Annotated in this window: 28 protein-coding genes; 26 read left to right on the top strand and 2 right to left on the bottom strand. The window is 36.1% G+C overall.

From position 1 onward, the window contains the following. Positions 1–28: 28 nt before the first annotated feature. Both ABE34_RS02300 and ABE34_RS02295 read right to left on the bottom strand, forming a co-directional pair. Positions 29–1,450, bottom strand: coding sequence for a recombinase family protein (locus ABE34_RS02300; protein WP_197140157.1), 1,422 nt, complete (start codon positions 1,448–1,450; stop codon positions 29–31). A 73-nt stretch (positions 1,451–1,523) separates the two neighbouring features. Then, positions 1,524–2,123: a S24 family peptidase gene (locus tag ABE34_RS02295; protein ID WP_197140155.1), complete on the bottom strand. Its 600-nt coding sequence runs from the start codon at positions 2,121–2,123 to the stop codon at positions 1,524–1,526. Between the two features lie 161 nt (positions 2,124–2,284). Here ABE34_RS02295 and ABE34_RS02290 point away from each other — a divergent pair, with 161 nt between their 5' ends. The 26 genes from ABE34_RS02290 to ABE34_RS02160 all read left to right on the top strand — a co-directional run bounded on the left by ABE34_RS02290 (position 2,285) and on the right by ABE34_RS02160 (position 15,949). Beyond that, complete coding sequence (locus ABE34_RS02290) at positions 2,285–2,524, top strand: helix-turn-helix domain-containing protein (protein ID WP_197140153.1); 240 nt, start codon at positions 2,285–2,287, stop codon at positions 2,522–2,524. 66 nt (positions 2,525–2,590) lie between these two features. Then, entirely contained in the window at positions 2,591–2,740 is a 150-nt protein-coding gene (locus ABE34_RS02285; protein ID WP_197140151.1) for a hypothetical protein, read from the top strand. A gap of 178 nt (positions 2,741–2,918) precedes the next feature. Next, positions 2,919–3,413, top strand: a complete 495-nt coding sequence (locus ABE34_RS02280) for a hypothetical protein (protein ID WP_197140149.1) — start codon at positions 2,919–2,921, stop codon at positions 3,411–3,413. 114 nt (positions 3,414–3,527) lie between these two features. Then, positions 3,528–3,944, top strand: coding sequence for a hypothetical protein (locus ABE34_RS02270; RefSeq protein WP_206700833.1), 417 nt, complete (start codon positions 3,528–3,530; stop codon positions 3,942–3,944). A gap of 21 nt (positions 3,945–3,965) precedes the next feature. After that, positions 3,966–4,235, top strand: a complete 270-nt coding sequence (locus ABE34_RS02265; protein WP_197140143.1) for an AbrB/MazE/SpoVT family DNA-binding domain-containing protein — start codon at positions 3,966–3,968, stop codon at positions 4,233–4,235. Positions 4,236–4,243: 8 nt separating this feature from the next. Beyond that, positions 4,244–4,423 carry a hypothetical protein gene (locus ABE34_RS02260; RefSeq protein ID WP_197140141.1) on the top strand — a complete coding sequence of 60 codons (180 nt, stop codon included), beginning with the start codon at positions 4,244–4,246 and terminating at the stop codon, positions 4,421–4,423. Then, positions 4,423–5,019 carry a hypothetical protein gene (locus ABE34_RS02255; protein WP_197140139.1) on the top strand — a complete coding sequence of 199 codons (597 nt, stop codon included), beginning with the start codon at positions 4,423–4,425 and terminating at the stop codon, positions 5,017–5,019. The genes ABE34_RS02260 and ABE34_RS02255 overlap by 1 nt, the downstream gene beginning before the upstream one ends. Continuing rightward, positions 5,016–5,909 carry a hypothetical protein gene (locus ABE34_RS02250; RefSeq protein ID WP_197140137.1) on the top strand — a complete coding sequence of 298 codons (894 nt, stop codon included), beginning with the start codon at positions 5,016–5,018 and terminating at the stop codon, positions 5,907–5,909. The genes ABE34_RS02255 and ABE34_RS02250 overlap by 4 nt, the downstream gene beginning before the upstream one ends. Before the next feature lie 2 nt (positions 5,910–5,911). Then, positions 5,912–6,478, top strand: a complete 567-nt coding sequence (locus ABE34_RS02245; protein ID WP_197140135.1) for a host-nuclease inhibitor Gam family protein — start codon at positions 5,912–5,914, stop codon at positions 6,476–6,478. 12 nt (positions 6,479–6,490) lie between these two features. Next, complete coding sequence (locus ABE34_RS02240) at positions 6,491–6,883, top strand: organic solvent tolerance protein OstA (RefSeq protein WP_241747064.1); 393 nt, start codon at positions 6,491–6,493, stop codon at positions 6,881–6,883. Between the two features lie 21 nt (positions 6,884–6,904). Then, a complete protein-coding gene (locus ABE34_RS02235; RefSeq protein WP_197140133.1) occupies positions 6,905–7,624 on the top strand; it encodes an AAA family ATPase in 720 nt (239 codons plus the stop codon). Further along, entirely contained in the window at positions 7,624–8,103 is a 480-nt protein-coding gene (locus ABE34_RS02230) for a DUF669 domain-containing protein (RefSeq protein WP_197140131.1), read from the top strand. Before ABE34_RS02235 ends, ABE34_RS02230 begins: the two co-directional genes overlap by 1 nt. A 77-nt stretch (positions 8,104–8,180) precedes the next feature. Next, a complete protein-coding gene (locus ABE34_RS02225) occupies positions 8,181–8,360 on the top strand; it encodes a hypothetical protein (RefSeq protein ID WP_197140129.1) in 180 nt (59 codons plus the stop codon). After that, positions 8,345–8,596 carry a hypothetical protein gene (locus tag ABE34_RS02220; RefSeq protein ID WP_197140128.1) on the top strand — a complete coding sequence of 84 codons (252 nt, stop codon included), beginning with the start codon at positions 8,345–8,347 and terminating at the stop codon, positions 8,594–8,596. The genes ABE34_RS02225 and ABE34_RS02220 overlap by 16 nt, the downstream gene beginning before the upstream one ends. Continuing rightward, positions 8,580–10,952 carry a phage/plasmid primase, P4 family gene (locus ABE34_RS02215; protein ID WP_197140126.1) on the top strand — a complete coding sequence of 791 codons (2,373 nt, stop codon included), beginning with the start codon at positions 8,580–8,582 and terminating at the stop codon, positions 10,950–10,952. Before ABE34_RS02220 ends, ABE34_RS02215 begins: the two co-directional genes overlap by 17 nt. 317 nt (positions 10,953–11,269) lie before the next feature. Further along, positions 11,270–11,698: a hypothetical protein gene (locus ABE34_RS02210; protein WP_197140124.1), complete on the top strand. Its 429-nt coding sequence runs from the start codon at positions 11,270–11,272 to the stop codon at positions 11,696–11,698. Between the two features lie 110 nt (positions 11,699–11,808). Then, entirely contained in the window at positions 11,809–12,057 is a 249-nt protein-coding gene (locus tag ABE34_RS02205; RefSeq protein WP_197140122.1) for a hypothetical protein, read from the top strand. After that, positions 12,054–12,593 carry an ERCC4 domain-containing protein gene (locus ABE34_RS02200; RefSeq protein ID WP_197140120.1) on the top strand — a complete coding sequence of 180 codons (540 nt, stop codon included), beginning with the start codon at positions 12,054–12,056 and terminating at the stop codon, positions 12,591–12,593. Before ABE34_RS02205 ends, ABE34_RS02200 begins: the two co-directional genes overlap by 4 nt. A 5-nt stretch (positions 12,594–12,598) precedes the next feature. Further along, complete coding sequence (locus ABE34_RS02195; protein WP_197229827.1) at positions 12,599–12,835, top strand: hypothetical protein; 237 nt, start codon at positions 12,599–12,601, stop codon at positions 12,833–12,835. Further along, the gene (locus ABE34_RS02190) at positions 12,816–13,190 is read left to right on the top strand and encodes a helix-turn-helix transcriptional regulator (RefSeq protein WP_197140116.1); all 375 of its coding nucleotides are present in this window, start codon (positions 12,816–12,818) and stop codon (positions 13,188–13,190) included. Before ABE34_RS02195 ends, ABE34_RS02190 begins: the two co-directional genes overlap by 20 nt. Then, on the top strand, positions 13,187–13,414 hold the full coding sequence (locus ABE34_RS02185) for a hypothetical protein (protein WP_197140114.1): 228 nt from the start codon (positions 13,187–13,189) through the stop codon (positions 13,412–13,414). The genes ABE34_RS02190 and ABE34_RS02185 overlap by 4 nt, the downstream gene beginning before the upstream one ends. Then, positions 13,401–13,826, top strand: coding sequence for a YopX family protein (locus tag ABE34_RS02180; RefSeq protein ID WP_197140112.1), 426 nt, complete (start codon positions 13,401–13,403; stop codon positions 13,824–13,826). The genes ABE34_RS02185 and ABE34_RS02180 overlap by 14 nt, the downstream gene beginning before the upstream one ends. Then, complete coding sequence (locus ABE34_RS02175) at positions 13,813–14,346, top strand: hypothetical protein (RefSeq protein WP_197140110.1); 534 nt, start codon at positions 13,813–13,815, stop codon at positions 14,344–14,346. The genes ABE34_RS02180 and ABE34_RS02175 overlap by 14 nt, the downstream gene beginning before the upstream one ends. 22 nt (positions 14,347–14,368) lie before the next feature. After that, entirely contained in the window at positions 14,369–15,172 is an 804-nt protein-coding gene (locus ABE34_RS02170) for a DNA adenine methylase (RefSeq protein WP_197140108.1), read from the top strand. Positions 15,173–15,275: 103 nt separating this feature from the next. Continuing rightward, complete coding sequence (locus ABE34_RS02165; RefSeq protein WP_197140106.1) at positions 15,276–15,692, top strand: DUF722 domain-containing protein; 417 nt, start codon at positions 15,276–15,278, stop codon at positions 15,690–15,692. Then, entirely contained in the window at positions 15,689–15,949 is a 261-nt protein-coding gene (locus tag ABE34_RS02160) for a hypothetical protein (RefSeq protein WP_197140104.1), read from the top strand. Before ABE34_RS02165 ends, ABE34_RS02160 begins: the two co-directional genes overlap by 4 nt. Positions 15,950–16,034 lie beyond the last annotated feature (85 nt).

Here is a 16,034-nt window from a genome sequence, read left to right as displayed (position 1 = left end):
CGTTCCTCCACCAACACAAGACATTTTATTATTTTGCAGAAACAATGATTACTTCGCGAGGATATTTACTACCTCGGTAATCATCTTTTGTGTCAACAACAATTCTCTTGAAAATTGTAGTCATTAAAGCTTTACGTTCATAAGTATCAGCGTCTTGCCAAAGTGTATCTATATTTTTAATGATGTTCAATATTTCAGTATTATCATCTTTTGCATTTTGTATGGTTGATAATTCTTTTTTCAATTCTTTTTCGCGCTCTCTCAAAACCTGTGTATCAGCTATTAATTCATCTATATCCATTAAATCATTTTCATACATTACTTTTTTTTTCTTTAATAATTTTTCGATTTGTTTAATTTCGTTCGTTATTTCAATTGTATGATCTTCATCTGTTTTAATATCCTCAACATAATAATCTAAACGTTTAATGTAATCATTTAGATATAGGAATACTGATTTAATTAAACTTTCTTCTAAGAAAATGTGACTCGTGCATGATTTACCTGCTTTTTTACCTGAGCATCTATATGTTTTTCGACCTTTTCCACCTCTGTGTCCTGAAATGGAACTTCCGCACCGATTACAGACAAGTATGCTAGAAAAATAATAGTCACTTACTTCACGTTTACCACCGAATGTTCGGCGTTTATCCAGAGTATCTTGTAATGACCAAAATTCATCACGGTCAATGATAGGCTCATGAATACCTTCATAAAAAGTTTGTTCACGTGGAGGTTTTTTATAATTTTTCCCGCCCTCATTATGTCTAATATAACCGGCATAAGTAAGGTTATTAGCTATTCCTCGCACAGAATCTACATGCCATTCTCCTTTATTGCGAGAGGGTATCCCTCTTTTTGTAAGTTGTATAGCTATTGAATAGAACCCCAATGTCTTGGATAGTTTAAAAACTTCTCTTACTATTTTAGATTCTTCTTCATCAATTACTAATTTTTCATTTTCTAATTTATATCCATATGGTGGAATCCCACCTGGCCATTCACCTATCTTTGCTTTTTGCAACATATTTATACTAACTCGTTCAGATATTGTTTCACGTTCCCATTGTGCCATTGCTGCAACAAGGGTAATTAAAAAGCGACCAATTGCTGTAGTTGTATCAAATGCTTCTGTAACAGATCTAATAGCAATATTGTTTGCATCGAAAATTTTGAGTAAATTATCTAAATCGCTAACAGATCGTACTAGTCGGTCTAATTTGTAAAATACAACAACATCAAATTTTTTGTTCTTTGCATCTGTGATTAAACGTTGCATGGCTGGTCTATCTAAATTTTTTGCGCTGTAACCATCGTCTATATAATGTTCAAATAGTTCCCACCCTTGTGATTCGATGAATTTATTATTTAATTCAGATTGAGAATCTATACTATAACCTTCTTTTGCCTGTTCATCTGTTGATACACGTACATATGATATACATTTCATGCCACAGTTCTCCTTTGGTCTATATAAGAAAAGAGCAAACAATTGTCTGCTCCTGATTTATTTAAATACTGTATTAAAATTCAACGATTAATTTTTCTAATTTACCAATGATGCGAACGTTTCTATCCGTCTTAGGGTTGAAGATTCTTGGAGGATAATTTGGATTTTCACTTTGAAGAATAAAGCTACCATTTGTTCTAAATACTCTTTTCAATACAATTTCATCATCTACACAAACAGCTGCTATTTCTCCATTTTCAACTTCTTCCTGTTTTCGCATAAATAAAATATCTCCGTCAAAGATCCTTGCACCTATCATTGAATCGCCACTTGCACGAACATAAAAGTAATCTCCACTTTTTATCCAATCTTCAGGAGTTGCTCGATACTCTGTAGGTGTTTCAAAAACCAATAATCCTTCTCCGCATGAAACATTTCCATAGAGAGGAAGCTTCACTTCATATGTATCGTCATATTCATCTACTTCAAAAAAATGTGTGAAAGGTACATTGAAAAGTTCTGCCATCACCATGATTTTATCCATTAAAGGTTTATTAGCATTACGTTCCCAAGCAGAAACAGCGGTAGGTGCTACACCTAATTTCTTTGCTAAATCATCTTGAGTTAATTTTAATTGCTTACGTAATACTTTTATTTTTTCGCCTACAGTCACTATGTATCTCCTCCTTGACTATATTATATATTTAAACTGTAAAAAAGTACAGTAAAACTGAAACTTTAATATCATTTTATCCAATAAGTACAGAAATTATGCCATTAAGAGTTGAAAATACAGAAATTCTGTAGTATCTTAAATGCAGGAGGTGAGCAGATGTGCAATACACATTAGACCAAGCCCGTATTTTAGCTGGATTAACTCAAAAAGAAATGGCTAAAAAGATGAAGATGTCTGAGAAAACATATATACAGTATGAAAAATACAGACGAATCTTCCGTATGGATCAAGCTTATTTGTTTATGAAACATGTGAATGTTCCGTTTGACACAATTATTTTTTTTGCAGGTCAACTACAGAATTTCTGTAGTTCCGAAAAAGTAACTTGCACAATTTAGATATTGGGATGTGTTTTTAATCAGACAAGCTCATTCGACATATTCTGATAAAAAGGAGGGAGGATTGTGGAAGGTTTTGAAATATCCGAGGATAAAATTCGTAAATTGATTCCTATTGTGGAAAGTATCCTATCTAAAAAGTATGGTAAAAAAATTGCACTACGTGATTTAACTGTTAACTCTATAACGGTTAATAAGAGAGATTGCGCAAAATAGCGCAGTCTGAAAGAGAAATATACAAGCTGTGAAAGAAGGTGAACTAAATGAAAATCAAAGTAGCAGAGTGGTTAGCATTACCGGTTGAGAAACGTTTAGCTTTAATCAGCAATGCAATTAAAAATGGTGCAGCAGTACGTCAAAAGTAAATCTATCAAACTATTTGGAGGTTGAGAGAATGAAAGCAGTATTAAATGTTAAAGGTACAAAGTTATCGGTTCTATCAATTCATTATCGTGAAACAGGTAAGGCTCTATCAGTTTATGCAAAGGACGAAAATGGTCGTGAAACTCGCTTTGTCGATAAGTCACAAAGCCAATACGATACATCACCACATCTTGCTATAGAAGACTTAGACGGAGCATTGGAATATCCAGAGCTTGAAGCAAGAATTGTGGAAGGCAACAACAGGCTAATTAAGCACTTGGAGGATATGCAAAAAGAGGAGAATAACAAACTATTAGATATTGCTATAGATGCGATGGAAAGTGAACCAAACTTACCATTTGATAGCCATCTATCAAGTAAACAACGTGAATACAAACTTCTACAACAGCGAGTATTTGGCATCATCGATACGGTGGAAGAAGTCAAAGCATACACGGAGGGCTATTACGCAAATGTCGATGGTGAAGCAACTGAAACGCAAAGCAGTCATTCAGCAACTGAATAAACTTGGCATCCACAGGATTGAAGGACAACCGTTAGAAGATGCATTGTATACAACTTTACTAAAAACATTGGCGCGTAAACGTGCAGCACAAGATTGAATGGAGGTGAATGAGTGATGTCAGATTTTATTGGAACATGTCCTTATTGTAAAGGTACAACATACGCAGATTCGGTCGATGTCGGTGTTGGTCATGTGCAGTGTGGGCCATACCATTGTGAGAGTTGTGGAGCTAGTGAAATCGGCCCTGAGTACGACGATTGGTGTTACAAGGATAGAGATGGAAAAACTATTTATACACAATCGAAACGTAGATACTGGGACTTCGCGAAAAAGAAGTACGCACCGAAAACAGACTACAGCAAACGCGTTATTCGGTATGATGCACCTGTAACCGCAGAAGAATTAAAGGTAGGCTACTACAAAGGACGAATTTCTCCGTATGCGAATACAGTAAATGGTCAATTGGTTAATCATATTGAAGCGAAAGAAGCTTACAGACAAGGGTTACTTGATGCAAAGAAGATTTTATAAAAATTAAGGAGTGAATGAGTAATGAAATCAACTGGAATTGTTCGTAAGGTAGATGATTTAGGACGTGTGGTAGTTCCAAAAGAATTACGTCGCACATTAGGGATTGAAAATGGTGATCCACTAGAAATCTTTATCGATGGTGACAAAATTATTTTGAAGAAGTACAAGCCTAATATGGCATGTGCTGTTACTGGTGAAGTATCGGACGATAATTTTGTTCTACTAGGTGGCAAATTGGTTCTAAGTGTTGAAGGTGCTAAAAAACTAATTAATGAAATTGATTTACAGTAGGTGATTCCATGCGTATAGGCTACACACACGCTGATGTATACGATAGAGAATCGGATTACTGGAGAGACATCGAAGACGTGCAGAATGCACAAATCGAGGAACAAAAAAACTCGTCAAAGGGTGCAACCAATGGCGAGCGTGAAAACTTTATAAATGACACTGGTATTGTACCACAGGAGGAATTGTAATGGCAAAGTTTAATATCGAAATCGAATTAGATTGGTTAGATGAAGAAACAGGTTTGGATGAAGAAATTCAAAAACAAGTTATCTCAGGCTTGCAAAATCGTTTAGTTGCTAACTTAGAACAAAAATTAGGTAACTCAATCGCTGAAAAAGTAGAACGACAAGCAACAGAAATCGCAGACGTTTTTGTTGAAAAATTATTAGCAGAACAAATCGGTGCAATTCAGATTCCGACGAAAGGTTCTAGTTGGAGTTCTGAAGTGACTTACATTCCTTTAACTGAATTTATTGGAAAACGTTTCGAAAACGCCATGACAGAAAAGACACTTACGGAACGGGGTAGTAAGGCGGATTATAGAAACGATGCTAAATATTCGATTACAGAGTATTTAACACGCGACTTTATCGCAAAAGAACTTAACGGCAAAGTATCAGATATGATTCGTGAAGCTAAAGATAAAGCCGAAAAATCATTAATAAGCAACTTAGAACAAAATTTACAACAACAATTGAATGCTGATATGGTGAAACGTTTAAATATACCGCAGTTACTGCAAAATCTTCAAAATACGATTGATTGCGAGGTTGAAGGTCAATGACAAAGTTTATCGAGCAACGTGTAGAAGTTTTAGAAAACGAAGTAGCTGAATTGAAGCTGATTATACATGAATTACGTGGGAAGAAATCGATTGGGCCTTCCACAACTAATACTGTGGAGGACATCATTGAATTTGAAGGTAAGCAATATCGCAAGGTTGATCGTGAAGCGCAAGTTGGAGATGTGGTGATATTCCGTATAAATGATACAGATTTACACCATTCAACTACTAATAAACCATATAAAGTTACTACTGAATATAACGGGCATCCTCGATTTATAGGGGATTCAGGAAGTGATTACAGTGTTTACACACATGATCATAACCGCAGACCTGAAACAACAGATGTTTACGAACTAATCGAATCCAAACCACTAACACCAAATCAACAACGTGCTGAGGTTATTGAGAAGGCGAAGGAGTTTGTTGAACAACTTATCGAACGTGGCAAAAACAGACATTCTCCAAAAGTTGATAAAGGACACACGTATTATAGAAAAAACTTCTATAACGTTGATATACATGTAAAAAACAATAAAGTCACTGCATTAGTATTCTTAACTAATCCTAATGGTAAACGACTTGATAACAAACCAGATTTAATCAATCGAGCAATATGTTCACCAACTGACGTATTCAATGAACACATTGGAAAAGCTATTGCACTAGGACGAGCGCTAGGTCTAAATGTAAGTGAGTTTGAACAGGCGGTGCAGCCGACATTAGCAATTGGGCAGATAGTTTATGAGACAGAAGATAAAACATATAGAACAATTGCGGAATCAGGAGTTTACTCTGAAGAAAGTATGTTAACATCTATCAATTCGCGTTCTGCAAGAGAGCTGAGTGTAATCATTAACGACACTAACGCTATTTATGGGGAGGATTAATAATGAATCCATTATTAACAGAAGAACTCGATGAACTTGACGGCTATGTATTAAGTGATGCAGAAGAAACTGGACAAACATTTGAAATAACTGATTTAGATAGTTTGAATTGGGCACTACGCAAAGTACATGCATACGATGCTCAACTAAAAGAAATTCAAACGGTTGCTAATTCTGAACGTCAAAGAATTGATTCTTGGGAACAACGTGAAAGCAAAGGAATTAATGAAAGTATTCAGTTCTTCCACAATCTTATAGCTGAATACCATACGAAAGTTTTGGTTGAGGATCCAAAGAAAAAAACGTTATCTACGCCATACGGTAAATCGAAATCGACAACATCTAAAGCACAACCTGACCAGCAAAATGAAGAACAGATTATAAAATTTGTGGAAGAAAATAATCTTCCATTTGTTGAAAAGGTACCAAAACTTAAATGGGCAGATTTGAAGAAAACACTCAAAGTCGTTGAAAAAGACGGTGAACAAATAATCGTTGATGGAAACGGTCAAGTTGTTCCAGGTGTCGCAGTTAAACCACAAACTACTACTTTTAAAGTGGAAATATAGGAGGATTCAAACTTGAAAAAATTACTCAATCAAAAAGAACAACACTATGCAGATACTCGCGAAGAAGCAGAGGAAATTGTATTAGCTGCTAAAGAAAACGAAGCACTGATTATGAATAAAATCAGCGAAAAATACAACAAATACGGTCAATATTTCTTGGTTGATCTAACTTATCAATATGGCACACCTAAAGAAGTAATGGAAGGTAAACCGAAGAATGATGCTCCAGACGGCCAAATGAACATGGAGGAAATGCATGAAGGTGTACCATATACAGTCGATTCAGATGGCAGTGTAAAAGTGGAAAATGCTGATGAAGAATTGCTGGAATTCGAAGATCCATTCGTAGAGAAGAATGAGGATGAAGAGAAAAAAGATGTTCCTGATGGGGAATTACCATTTTAATAGAGCAGGAGTGTGGAGGACATGACACAACAATTCGACTTTAGCACTCACAATGCTAGCAAAATTTCAGACAAGCCTGGTAAGACGTATTTAACATATTGCCCACCGGGATTAGGAAAATCGCACACGCTAAACTTCCTACCTGGGAAAACATTGGTGCTTGATGTAGACCGTACAAGTCATGTACTAAAAGGTAATCCGAATATCGACATTATTTATGTTGATAATCAAAACACTTGGGATTTTTGGCAAGCATTATTGCTTCATTTAGAAACTATTAAAGGTCAGTACGACAACATCGCCATTGACAATGTATCTGAATTAGAACGTTGCTTGTTATCAAATCTTGGGTACATCGGAAAAAACCAAGGTGTGCCAGCTCAAGGTGATTATCAAAAAATGCAATTCCGGGTTGTTAATTCATTCAGATGGATGAAAAACCTAGCGGATCGTATCGTCTTTACAGCTTGGGAAACAACAGATATGTACACAGCTTCAGATGGCACACATTACAACCGTTCGTATCCACAAATCAACCAAAAAATCATCAATAACGTATTAGGGTTATGTGATGTAGTTGGTCGTTTAATGATTAACGCAGAAGGTGAACGAGGGTTTGTTTTAGAAGGCACGAACAGTATTTATGCAAAAAATCAACTTGATAATAGAAAAGGCTGCAAACAAAATGAAATTTTTGATGTGCCATCCACAAATAACGAAACAACAGGAGGAAATAAATAATGTCATTCTTTAAATTTGATGAATCTAATGCAAGCGTAGCATTTGAATTAGTAGCAGAAGGGAAATACGAAGCCGTTATCGTGAATGCCGAACCTGGTACCACACAAGCAGGAAAACCGAAACTTTCGGTAGACTTCGAGATTCGTAGTGATGTTCCGCAGAATCACCAGGGCGCAAAAATCTTATACAACACGTTTACTTTCGAACATGAGGTATCAATCAAGATTGTAAATAGTTTAATTAAAGCTTGCGGATTTGCGGACGGACATCCTTTCAATTCACCGGATGACATGGCAAAACAGTTTATCAACAAAAATCTGAAAATCACTGTGAAACATGAAGAATATGACAAAGTTGTTGATGGTGTAAAACAAAAACGTACAGCTGCTAAAGCGAAGTATTACGACGCGTCAGATGTAAATCCACCTCAATCACCAAATGCGCCAATCACAGTTGGAGAAGATGATCTTCCGTTTTAAATAAAACTTAATAGAGAGGTCTGTTTTAGGCGGACTTCTCTATTTTTATACCCAAAAACAGTAAACGAGGTGGTTAAATGACTGATAAAGTTTTTCACCAGTATGAGTGTAAAACAGGTTGCGGTCATGTAACAGTGGTCGATAAATTTTATCAAACCAAACGAATGCATTGTGCTGTATGCGGAACCAAAGAAACGCTTGTGTATAAAGGTAAAGCAGAAGTAAAAGAGGTGAAAGGTGAATGGCTGAAAAAGTGAAGGTTAGCCCTAGCACTGGTTATTACGGAATTTGGAATACGAAAACTAAAACTTTCATGTTCGGTATTCAAGAAAAGAATCGGTATAAAGTTCATACCGCAGTATGTAACAAAGTCGGGACAAAAACGTATTATCGCAAACCGCATTGGATAGTTAAAGCTATTCGTGAAAATCATGCACCGATGTTTCGCAAAGGTTTGAGATACAAAGGTGAAAAATATGAAAATACCAATTAATTTTAACGAAATACCATCTGAATTACGCATGCTACCTCAATGGATATTGTGGAAGGCAGAAGAAAAAGGCGGGCGTTATACAAAAATACCATTTCAAGTTGACGGTAATGAGGCTCGCTCAAACGACCGTCGAACATGGTCAACATTTGCGACTGCAGCTAAATTCTATACTGAATCTAATGCAGATGGGATAGGCTTCGTATTCTCGCGTCAAGATAGCTACATCGGAATTGATATTGATAAATGCGTTTCGTATGCAGCGGATGATACTGAAAAAGTAAGTCCTATAATTAACACTTTTGCTCAAGAAATCATTGATACATTAGATAGTTACACTGAATTTAGCGTATCAGGAACAGGCATTCATATCATCATCAAAGGTAGCCTTCCACAGTCTATTGTTGGTACTGGACGTAAAAGTGCAAAGCATGGTTTAGAAATCTATCAATATGGACGCTATTTTACAGTTTCAGGGAACCGTGAAAACTCAAACGAAATTTATGAACGAACTGAAGAAGTAGCCGAGATCTTAGAAAAGTATTTTGACGACAGTGATGTACAGGGACGTGTGAACCTAGCGGAGTTCGAAAAGGACGAAATAAAACTTTCAAATGACGCATTGTGGGAGCGAATGTTCCGAAGTAAATCGGGCGACGAAATCCGAGCATTGCATGACGGTAAATTGATAAATGATGACCATTCATCAAGTGATCTAGCTTTATGTAACCATCTTGCATTCTGGACAGGTAAAAGCTCATCAAGAATGGATTCGATGTTTAGGGAAACAGCCCTGATGCGAGATAAATGGGACAGAATTCATTATAGCGATACTGGTGAAACATACGGAGAAAGAACGATTGCTGAAGCCATTTCATCCACTACAACTACTGTATTGGACCATCAAAATGACAACGAATTTTCATTCAGCTTCCACAGTGATGATGTGGTGGCAGAAGAAGTAGAGAAGCCTGCACGTAAATTCAAATTGACCGATTTAGGAAACGCTGAGCGCATTGCATACGAATACGGTCACATCATTCGTTATATTCCATCGGTTGGTTGGTACATCTGGAACGGCAAGTATTGGGAGTATGACGAAAAAGGAAAACTGCACCGCATTGTAGCGAAAGTCGTTCGTAAGCTTGGTGAATCAGAAGATGAAATTGAACAAAAATGGGCTAGACATTGTGAAAAGCATAATGTACGCGAAAGTGCCATTAAGGATTTAAAAGTATTAGTTCCGGGAGATCGTAGTGACTTTGACCAACACAAATATTTGTTGAATGTTGAAAATGGTGTTGTGAATTTGAAAGATGGAAAGTTACAACCGCATAACAGAGATTTGAAACTCACAAAAATCACAAATATCTCTTATGAAGAAAATGCAAAATGTCCAAACTGGTTAGCATTTTTAGACCAAATATTTTTAGGCGATAAAGAGCTAACGGAGTACATGCAGCGATTAATTGGCTATAGCCTTACTGGAGATATTTCAGAGCAAATTATGATGTTCTTGGTTGGCGGTGGTAGTAATGGTAAATCAACTTTTATCAATACGATTAAAGACCTTGTAGGCGAATATGGCAAGCAAGCTAAATCGGATACATTTATCAAAAAGAAAGAAACTGGTGCCAACAACGATATTGCTAGGTTAGTAGGATCTCGCTTTGTATCGGCAATTGAAAGTGAGGAAGGCGAAAAGCTATCGGAATCATTTGTAAAGCAAATAACAGGCGGTGAGCCCGTACTAGCTCGCTTTTTACGACAAGAATACTTTGAGTACATTCCGGAATTTAAAGTGTTTTTCACAACGAATCATAAACCGATCATCGGCGGTCTGGACGAAGGTATATGGCGCCGGGTTAAATTAATTCCATTTGATTTAAACTTACCAGCGCATAAGCGTGATAAAAAGCTACCTGAAAAGCTTTCACTTGAAATGAGTGGAATACTCAACTGGGCCATTGAAGGCTGCTTAAAGTGGCAGAAGGATGGATTAATCGAGCCAAAGGTAGTTGCAAAAGCGACAGGTAACTATAAAGAAGATATGGACATTCTTGGGCCGTTTTTAGCTGAGTGTTGTTATGTAGACAAAGACAACGAAAACATCAAGATCGAAGCTAAGGAATTATATAGCGTCTATGACAGTTTCGGTTATAAATCGGGTGAACGTACAGTGAGTAATCGTAGTTTTTACCGAATGTTGGAAACAAAAGGGTTTAAAAAAGAACGTGGTGCAGGAAATAAAAACTTTTTCACTGGTATTACTTTACAGGAGCGAGCGCCACAAGGAGTTACTTTTGAAGAAAAAACAGTTACTTTAGAGGGCGAAAATACGTCATTTAAGCTAGTTTAGTAACTTTGAGTTAAAAAAGTAACTCTCTTTTGTACCTCTCTGAAATCTAGTCATATCAACGGTTTAGAGTTGTTTTTATAGTTATATAGTTACTTTTGTTATTTTGTTTTTATATTAATAAAAAAATAAAAAATATAAATATATATATATAAGAGCGTAATGCACTTTCCAAGTAACAATTTTAACTAAAAACGTTCGAACTGTTGGGGCTGTAAGCTTCAAGCGAGTTACTTAAAAGTAACTAAGTTAATTAACAGGGGTTAAAACAGTGTTTTTGAAGAAATAAGTAACTCTTGAATTGTAAGGAAGTGGTATTTTTGAAAACCCTTCATGTTCTATCGATGATTTGGAAAAGTGGAGCTGAAATATATCGTGATGAATCGGATGGTAGATTGTCACTTAAAAATGCGAAGTTGGTGCCGGAGGAAGTATTAAAGGCTGCTGATCCGATATTCGGTGAAATAGAAAAATGGTTCAAATCATGGGAAGAAGCTAGCGGAATCGATAAACACATGCGAATGATGGTGCATCAAGCTTGTGGATGGCAACACAAACCTAAGCTCAATGAATGGATATGCGCGGACGTTGATGCATTGATGCTGTTCATGGAGTGGCAAGAGGAACTCGCTAAAAACGGTTGGAACGATATCTACGAAGATTATCGACAATACGAAAACGAAGCTTCAAATGCCATGAAGAAAAAATTGCATGAAAGTGCTGTTTTATACGCTAATCGAAATAAGTGATTTACAGACGTTTTAAGACGTTTTAGAGGACGGATGATAAATATATCAAACTCGTAAATAGAACGTCTGTACGGCTATTGTGGTAAGCAAAAACAAGGAGGTTAAACGAATTGAAATATTACCTAGCTATTCATGGCGAAACACATTATGAAAATCGTGATGTAGTTTTATTTGAAGATACAGAAGGTTTATTTAAAACATTCCGAGAGGCAACAGAATTTTTGATGAACGAAAAAGAATTGGAACCATTGTATGTTGAATCTTCATTTTTATTTGGCGATTGCACATTGTATTTTGAATTAGATAACGGTACTGAATTTTATTACGGTTATATTCAGGAAATGACGGTGAGAGAATGATTCACTACCATTACACAGATACCGAACTAAACAAAATCCTAAAAACATTAACAATCGTGGTTGATACTCGCGAACAAGTAAATGGCCATATCATGGATTATTTACGCAGCAAGGATGTGCCAATCAAATTAAAAAAGCTCGACACTGGTGATTATGGAGCGATGATTCCTAAAAATGAAGAGTTGGGCATTGCACGAGACATTTATTTAAACAGCAGAGTTGAACGTAAAGCTAGTGTAGATGAGATTGTCGGAAATCTTGGGAAAGACGAACGTACACGCTTTGAAAACGAATTAATTCGTTCGCAGGATATTCCTTTCACATTGTTACTAGAAGATCCAGAAGGCTACAAAAAAATACTAAATGGAACTTACAGAAGTAAATACGACCCACTTGCATTACTCGGCTCGTTAAATACTTTCAAGGCTCGTTACGGCTTTGAAATTGTTTACTTAGATAATAAGTTTAGTGGGAATTTTATTTACTATCATTTCTATTACCAAATGAAGAACTACCTAAAGAGAGGGGCGTTCTAACCATCGTGAACATGCGCAATGGGATTCCTATTGTTCAGTCGGTGAAAAGTAAGAAACCACAAGGTAGATTGTGGAGGGCCATACCCAATCCATTTACAAAGTATATCGAGATGTTTATGACGGTAGATGGATGCGAAGTGAGTATTTCCATACCTTACGATTTTGAATATGTTCAACAGTATTTAAACGAAGGCTGGATTGAGAGAGGAGTGTGGGATATAGATGAACGCAAAAATGCTTGAGAAACGTAGGGAGATATTGAAGAAAATCAATGTACTTTCGGACAAGTGTAATTGTCAAACAGCCATTGAATTTAATAGCTGTCCGAATTGTGCTGAGATTACTGTTTACGGTCAACTATTACTCAATCTAGTGAATGAACGAAAGTCTGGCATCATTGATTTAAATGATTTAATACCCGTTAAAAATCCAAAAGTTCAATTAACAGAACAACAATATTTGAAATTAAAACGTGCAAATAAAACTGATAAAGAAATTGCTGCAATATGCAATGTGTCACCGGGTACTATTCAAAATTGGAAGAAAGCGAACAACATTGAAATCGAACGTACAAGTAGAAAGAGGTTAAAAGCATGACAATTGAAGAACAAATCTTAGCAAATCCAGTATTACGTGAAGTACGTGATTTACTTGAAAATCAAACAGCTAAAGGTCTAGCGAAATACGGTACAACGGTCAATCCAATGGACTATACGGCAATCGAATGGATTGAGCATGCAAGACAAGAATTAATGGATGAACTTGTTTATTTGACAGTTTTAAAACAGAAAATGGAGGAAATGCAGAATGAAAGAGACTAAGTTTCGAGCGTGGGATAAAGAAAATAAGAAAATGTATTTTCAACTAAATGAATCACCTTGTTTTGGATTATTTGAGGGTGATAGAGCAGTGTCAATTGAAGATGTTTTCTTTTATGAAAAACAACGTTTTGAGGTAATACAATTCACAGGCTTAAAGGATAACAATGGTCGTGAAATTTATAAAGGTGATTTATACAAGTACACACTTCATCATGATATGCACGACCCTGAATCTGGTCATACAACGTTTGAAACAGAACATATAAAAGCAGTTACTTTCGAAAATGGTGCATTTTATCATGGAGCAGATTTACTTTCGGATGTCATTGAATATGACGACACGTTTACGTATGTAGGTAATGTGTACGAAAATCCCGAGCTACTGGAGGAACTGCAAAATGGAACTAAATAAATTTCAAGAGTTATCAAAGCGAACAATGCCATTAGATGGTGAGCCAAAAAACCATATTCATATAGAACACGGCTTAACAAATTACGCTCTTGGCCTACTTGGTGAATGTACTGAGGTCTTAAGTGCTGTTAATGATCGTGAAGCGATTTTGAAAGAGATTGGTGATGTTGCACATTATGCATTTGGGCTATTAACCTTCTTAGGTGAAACATATGACAGTGAGTCACTACCTAATTATTATGCGGAAGGTACAAAGGAAAAGTTAATCGATAAAATCCTTATCTTATCAGGTGAGGTTTCAGAACAAGTTAAGAAATTCGTGTTTCATCGTCATGAATTAAATTCAAGCAAAGTTAAAATAGCATTAAAAATGTTAATCAAAAACTTGATAGTATTGGCTGAGTTTTACGACTCATCACTTGAAGAAATCTGTGAAATGAACATTGATAAATTGAAAATGCGTTATCCGGAAAGCTTCAATGTTGAGGATAGTAAAAAGCGTGTAGATACGGTGCAGTAGAAAGGAAGGAGGTTATTATATTATGGGCGTGCCGCGAATTTTACATTATCCTGGTTCAAAATGGAGTTTGGCTGAGTGGATCATAAGCCATATGCCAGAACATTCAACCTACCTAGAACCATTCTTCGGATCTGGCGCTGTCCTTTTTAATAAAGAACCAGTAAAGGTTGAAACGATCAATGATTTGGATGGTGATGTAGTCAATTTGTTCCGTGTTATTCGTGAAAGACCAAATGAGTTAGCACGAGTGATCCGTTGGACACCATATTCACGAAAAGAATACATCGATTCTCATATTGAAGCTGAAGACGATATTGAAAAGGCAAGAAGGTTTTTGATCAGATGTTGGCAGTCCATTAGGGTAAAAACAGGATCGATCTCTGGTTGGAAGTGTAGGGGAACTATGGATGAATATCATCATTTAAGACAGTGGAACAACCTACCTGCAGATATATTGTTAGTAGCTGATCGATTAAAAAATGTTCAAATCGAAAACATAGAAGCTACCAAACTTATAAAACGATATAACAAGCCAAATGTATTAATGTACATCGATCCGCCTTATGTGGCAGCTACAAGAAATGGTGCTATTTATGAAAATGAAATGACTGATATAGATCATGAAAATTTGATCGATCATTTATTAAAACACTCAGGTCCAGTTTTGCTATCAGGTTATGACAGTGAACTTTATAATGATTTACTTAAAGATTGGACAAAAGAGACCAAATTAGGAAAGCCTGTTGCAGGAAAATCAAGAGTTGAGGTTTTATGGATTAATCCATTTGCTGCAGAGTATGGCTTCAAACAACAGTCATTATTTTAATTAAATTATTAGAGGAAAACTTAAAATAATCTAGGTAACCATAGGTGAGCCGATGGTGATCGATAAAACTGTTCAAAATTAAGAAACAAGGTAGGTGCTGCACATGCCTACGTTATCGCGTAGTGAAATACAGAACATCGAGAAATATTGGATTGAATACGAACAATATAAGAAGAAATTAAAGTACCGAGAATGGGAGTTGTTAAATCCACATAATCAAGGCGGTGAAATGGTTGGTGGTCGTAGTAATACGATTTCTGATACAACATCTAAGAAAGCAATGGTACTTGCAAATGATGCTTATTATCAAAATTTAAAACGCATCATCAAGACTGTGGAAGACCTATACAGTGAGCTTGACGAGGATATGCGAACAATCGTAGACATGCGTTATTGGGATAAAGACGGCTGTTACGAGTGGGAAGACATAGCTGACAAGTTGTATATTTCACGTCACAAAGTATTGCGTAAACGTAACATTCTAATAGATAAAACCGCTGAAAGGATTGGTTGGGTGTGATAGATATACATGACAATGTGTATTACATGGCTCATATCGAAACATACGAAAAAGGTTCGGAACGAGTAGTGTATAAAGAAAGTAAAGGATTATTCAAAACCTTTAGAGATGCAAGTGACTGGCTTATAAATGAGGATATGGAAGTATTCTCTGAACTAGATTGTCTTACGGATGATTTTGAAATATATTTCGAGTTAAACAATGGCTGTGAAATATATGTAGGTTATATAGAAAAATTGCATGTGTTGAAAAAGTGAACTTGTTAACACCAGGGAAGTTCGCTAAAAAGTGTAGTAAATTGATATTGTGAAGTAATAACAAAAGCGCACGGAAATGCGTAAA

Origin of the sequence: Lysinibacillus sphaericus (assembly GCF_015844675.1) — a bacterium.
Taxonomy (GTDB): Bacteria; Bacillota; Bacilli; order Bacillales_A; family Planococcaceae; genus Lysinibacillus; species Lysinibacillus sphaericus_E.
Note: the sequence above shows the minus strand (reverse complement) of the source record. Positions and strands in the feature narration are given on the sequence as shown.

What these genes read in the sequence shown, in the direction of transcription:
- ABE34_RS02235 (WP_197140133.1), top strand. Translation starts at nt 6,905, where the DNA reads ATGACACAACAATTCGACTTTAGCACTCACAATGCTAGCAAAATTTCA.
- ABE34_RS02220 (WP_197140128.1), top strand. Translation starts at nt 8,345, where the DNA reads ATGGCTGAAAAAGTGAAGGTTAGCCCTAGCACTGGTTATTACGGAATT.
- ABE34_RS02180 (WP_197140112.1), top strand. Translation starts at nt 13,401, where the DNA reads ATGAAAGAGACTAAGTTTCGAGCGTGGGATAAAGAAAATAAGAAAATG.
- ABE34_RS02175 (WP_197140110.1), top strand. Translation starts at nt 13,813, where the DNA reads ATGGAACTAAATAAATTTCAAGAGTTATCAAAGCGAACAATGCCATTA.
- ABE34_RS02300 (WP_197140157.1), bottom strand. Translation starts at nt 1,450, where the DNA reads ATGAAATGTATATCATATGTACGTGTATCAACAGATGAACAGGCAAAA.
- ABE34_RS02230 (WP_197140131.1), top strand. Translation starts at nt 7,624, where the DNA reads ATGTCATTCTTTAAATTTGATGAATCTAATGCAAGCGTAGCATTTGAA.
- ABE34_RS02245 (WP_197140135.1), top strand. Translation starts at nt 5,912, where the DNA reads ATGAATCCATTATTAACAGAAGAACTCGATGAACTTGACGGCTATGTA.
- ABE34_RS02225 (WP_197140129.1), top strand. Translation starts at nt 8,181, where the DNA reads ATGACTGATAAAGTTTTTCACCAGTATGAGTGTAAAACAGGTTGCGGT.
- ABE34_RS02170 (WP_197140108.1), top strand. Translation starts at nt 14,369, where the DNA reads ATGGGCGTGCCGCGAATTTTACATTATCCTGGTTCAAAATGGAGTTTG.
- ABE34_RS02270 (WP_206700833.1), top strand. Translation starts at nt 3,528, where the DNA reads ATGTCAGATTTTATTGGAACATGTCCTTATTGTAAAGGTACAACATAC.
- ABE34_RS02185 (WP_197140114.1), top strand. Translation starts at nt 13,187, where the DNA reads ATGACAATTGAAGAACAAATCTTAGCAAATCCAGTATTACGTGAAGTA.
- ABE34_RS02190 (WP_197140116.1), top strand. Translation starts at nt 12,816, where the DNA reads ATGAACGCAAAAATGCTTGAGAAACGTAGGGAGATATTGAAGAAAATC.
- ABE34_RS02260 (WP_197140141.1), top strand. Translation starts at nt 4,244, where the DNA reads ATGCGTATAGGCTACACACACGCTGATGTATACGATAGAGAATCGGAT.
- ABE34_RS02255 (WP_197140139.1), top strand. Translation starts at nt 4,423, where the DNA reads ATGGCAAAGTTTAATATCGAAATCGAATTAGATTGGTTAGATGAAGAA.
- ABE34_RS02215 (WP_197140126.1), top strand. Translation starts at nt 8,580, where the DNA reads ATGAAAATACCAATTAATTTTAACGAAATACCATCTGAATTACGCATG.
- ABE34_RS02200 (WP_197140120.1), top strand. Translation starts at nt 12,054, where the DNA reads ATGATTCACTACCATTACACAGATACCGAACTAAACAAAATCCTAAAA.
- ABE34_RS02265 (WP_197140143.1), top strand. Translation starts at nt 3,966, where the DNA reads ATGAAATCAACTGGAATTGTTCGTAAGGTAGATGATTTAGGACGTGTG.
- ABE34_RS02250 (WP_197140137.1), top strand. Translation starts at nt 5,016, where the DNA reads ATGACAAAGTTTATCGAGCAACGTGTAGAAGTTTTAGAAAACGAAGTA.
- ABE34_RS02280 (WP_197140149.1), top strand. Translation starts at nt 2,919, where the DNA reads ATGAAAGCAGTATTAAATGTTAAAGGTACAAAGTTATCGGTTCTATCA.
- ABE34_RS02165 (WP_197140106.1), top strand. Translation starts at nt 15,276, where the DNA reads ATGCCTACGTTATCGCGTAGTGAAATACAGAACATCGAGAAATATTGG.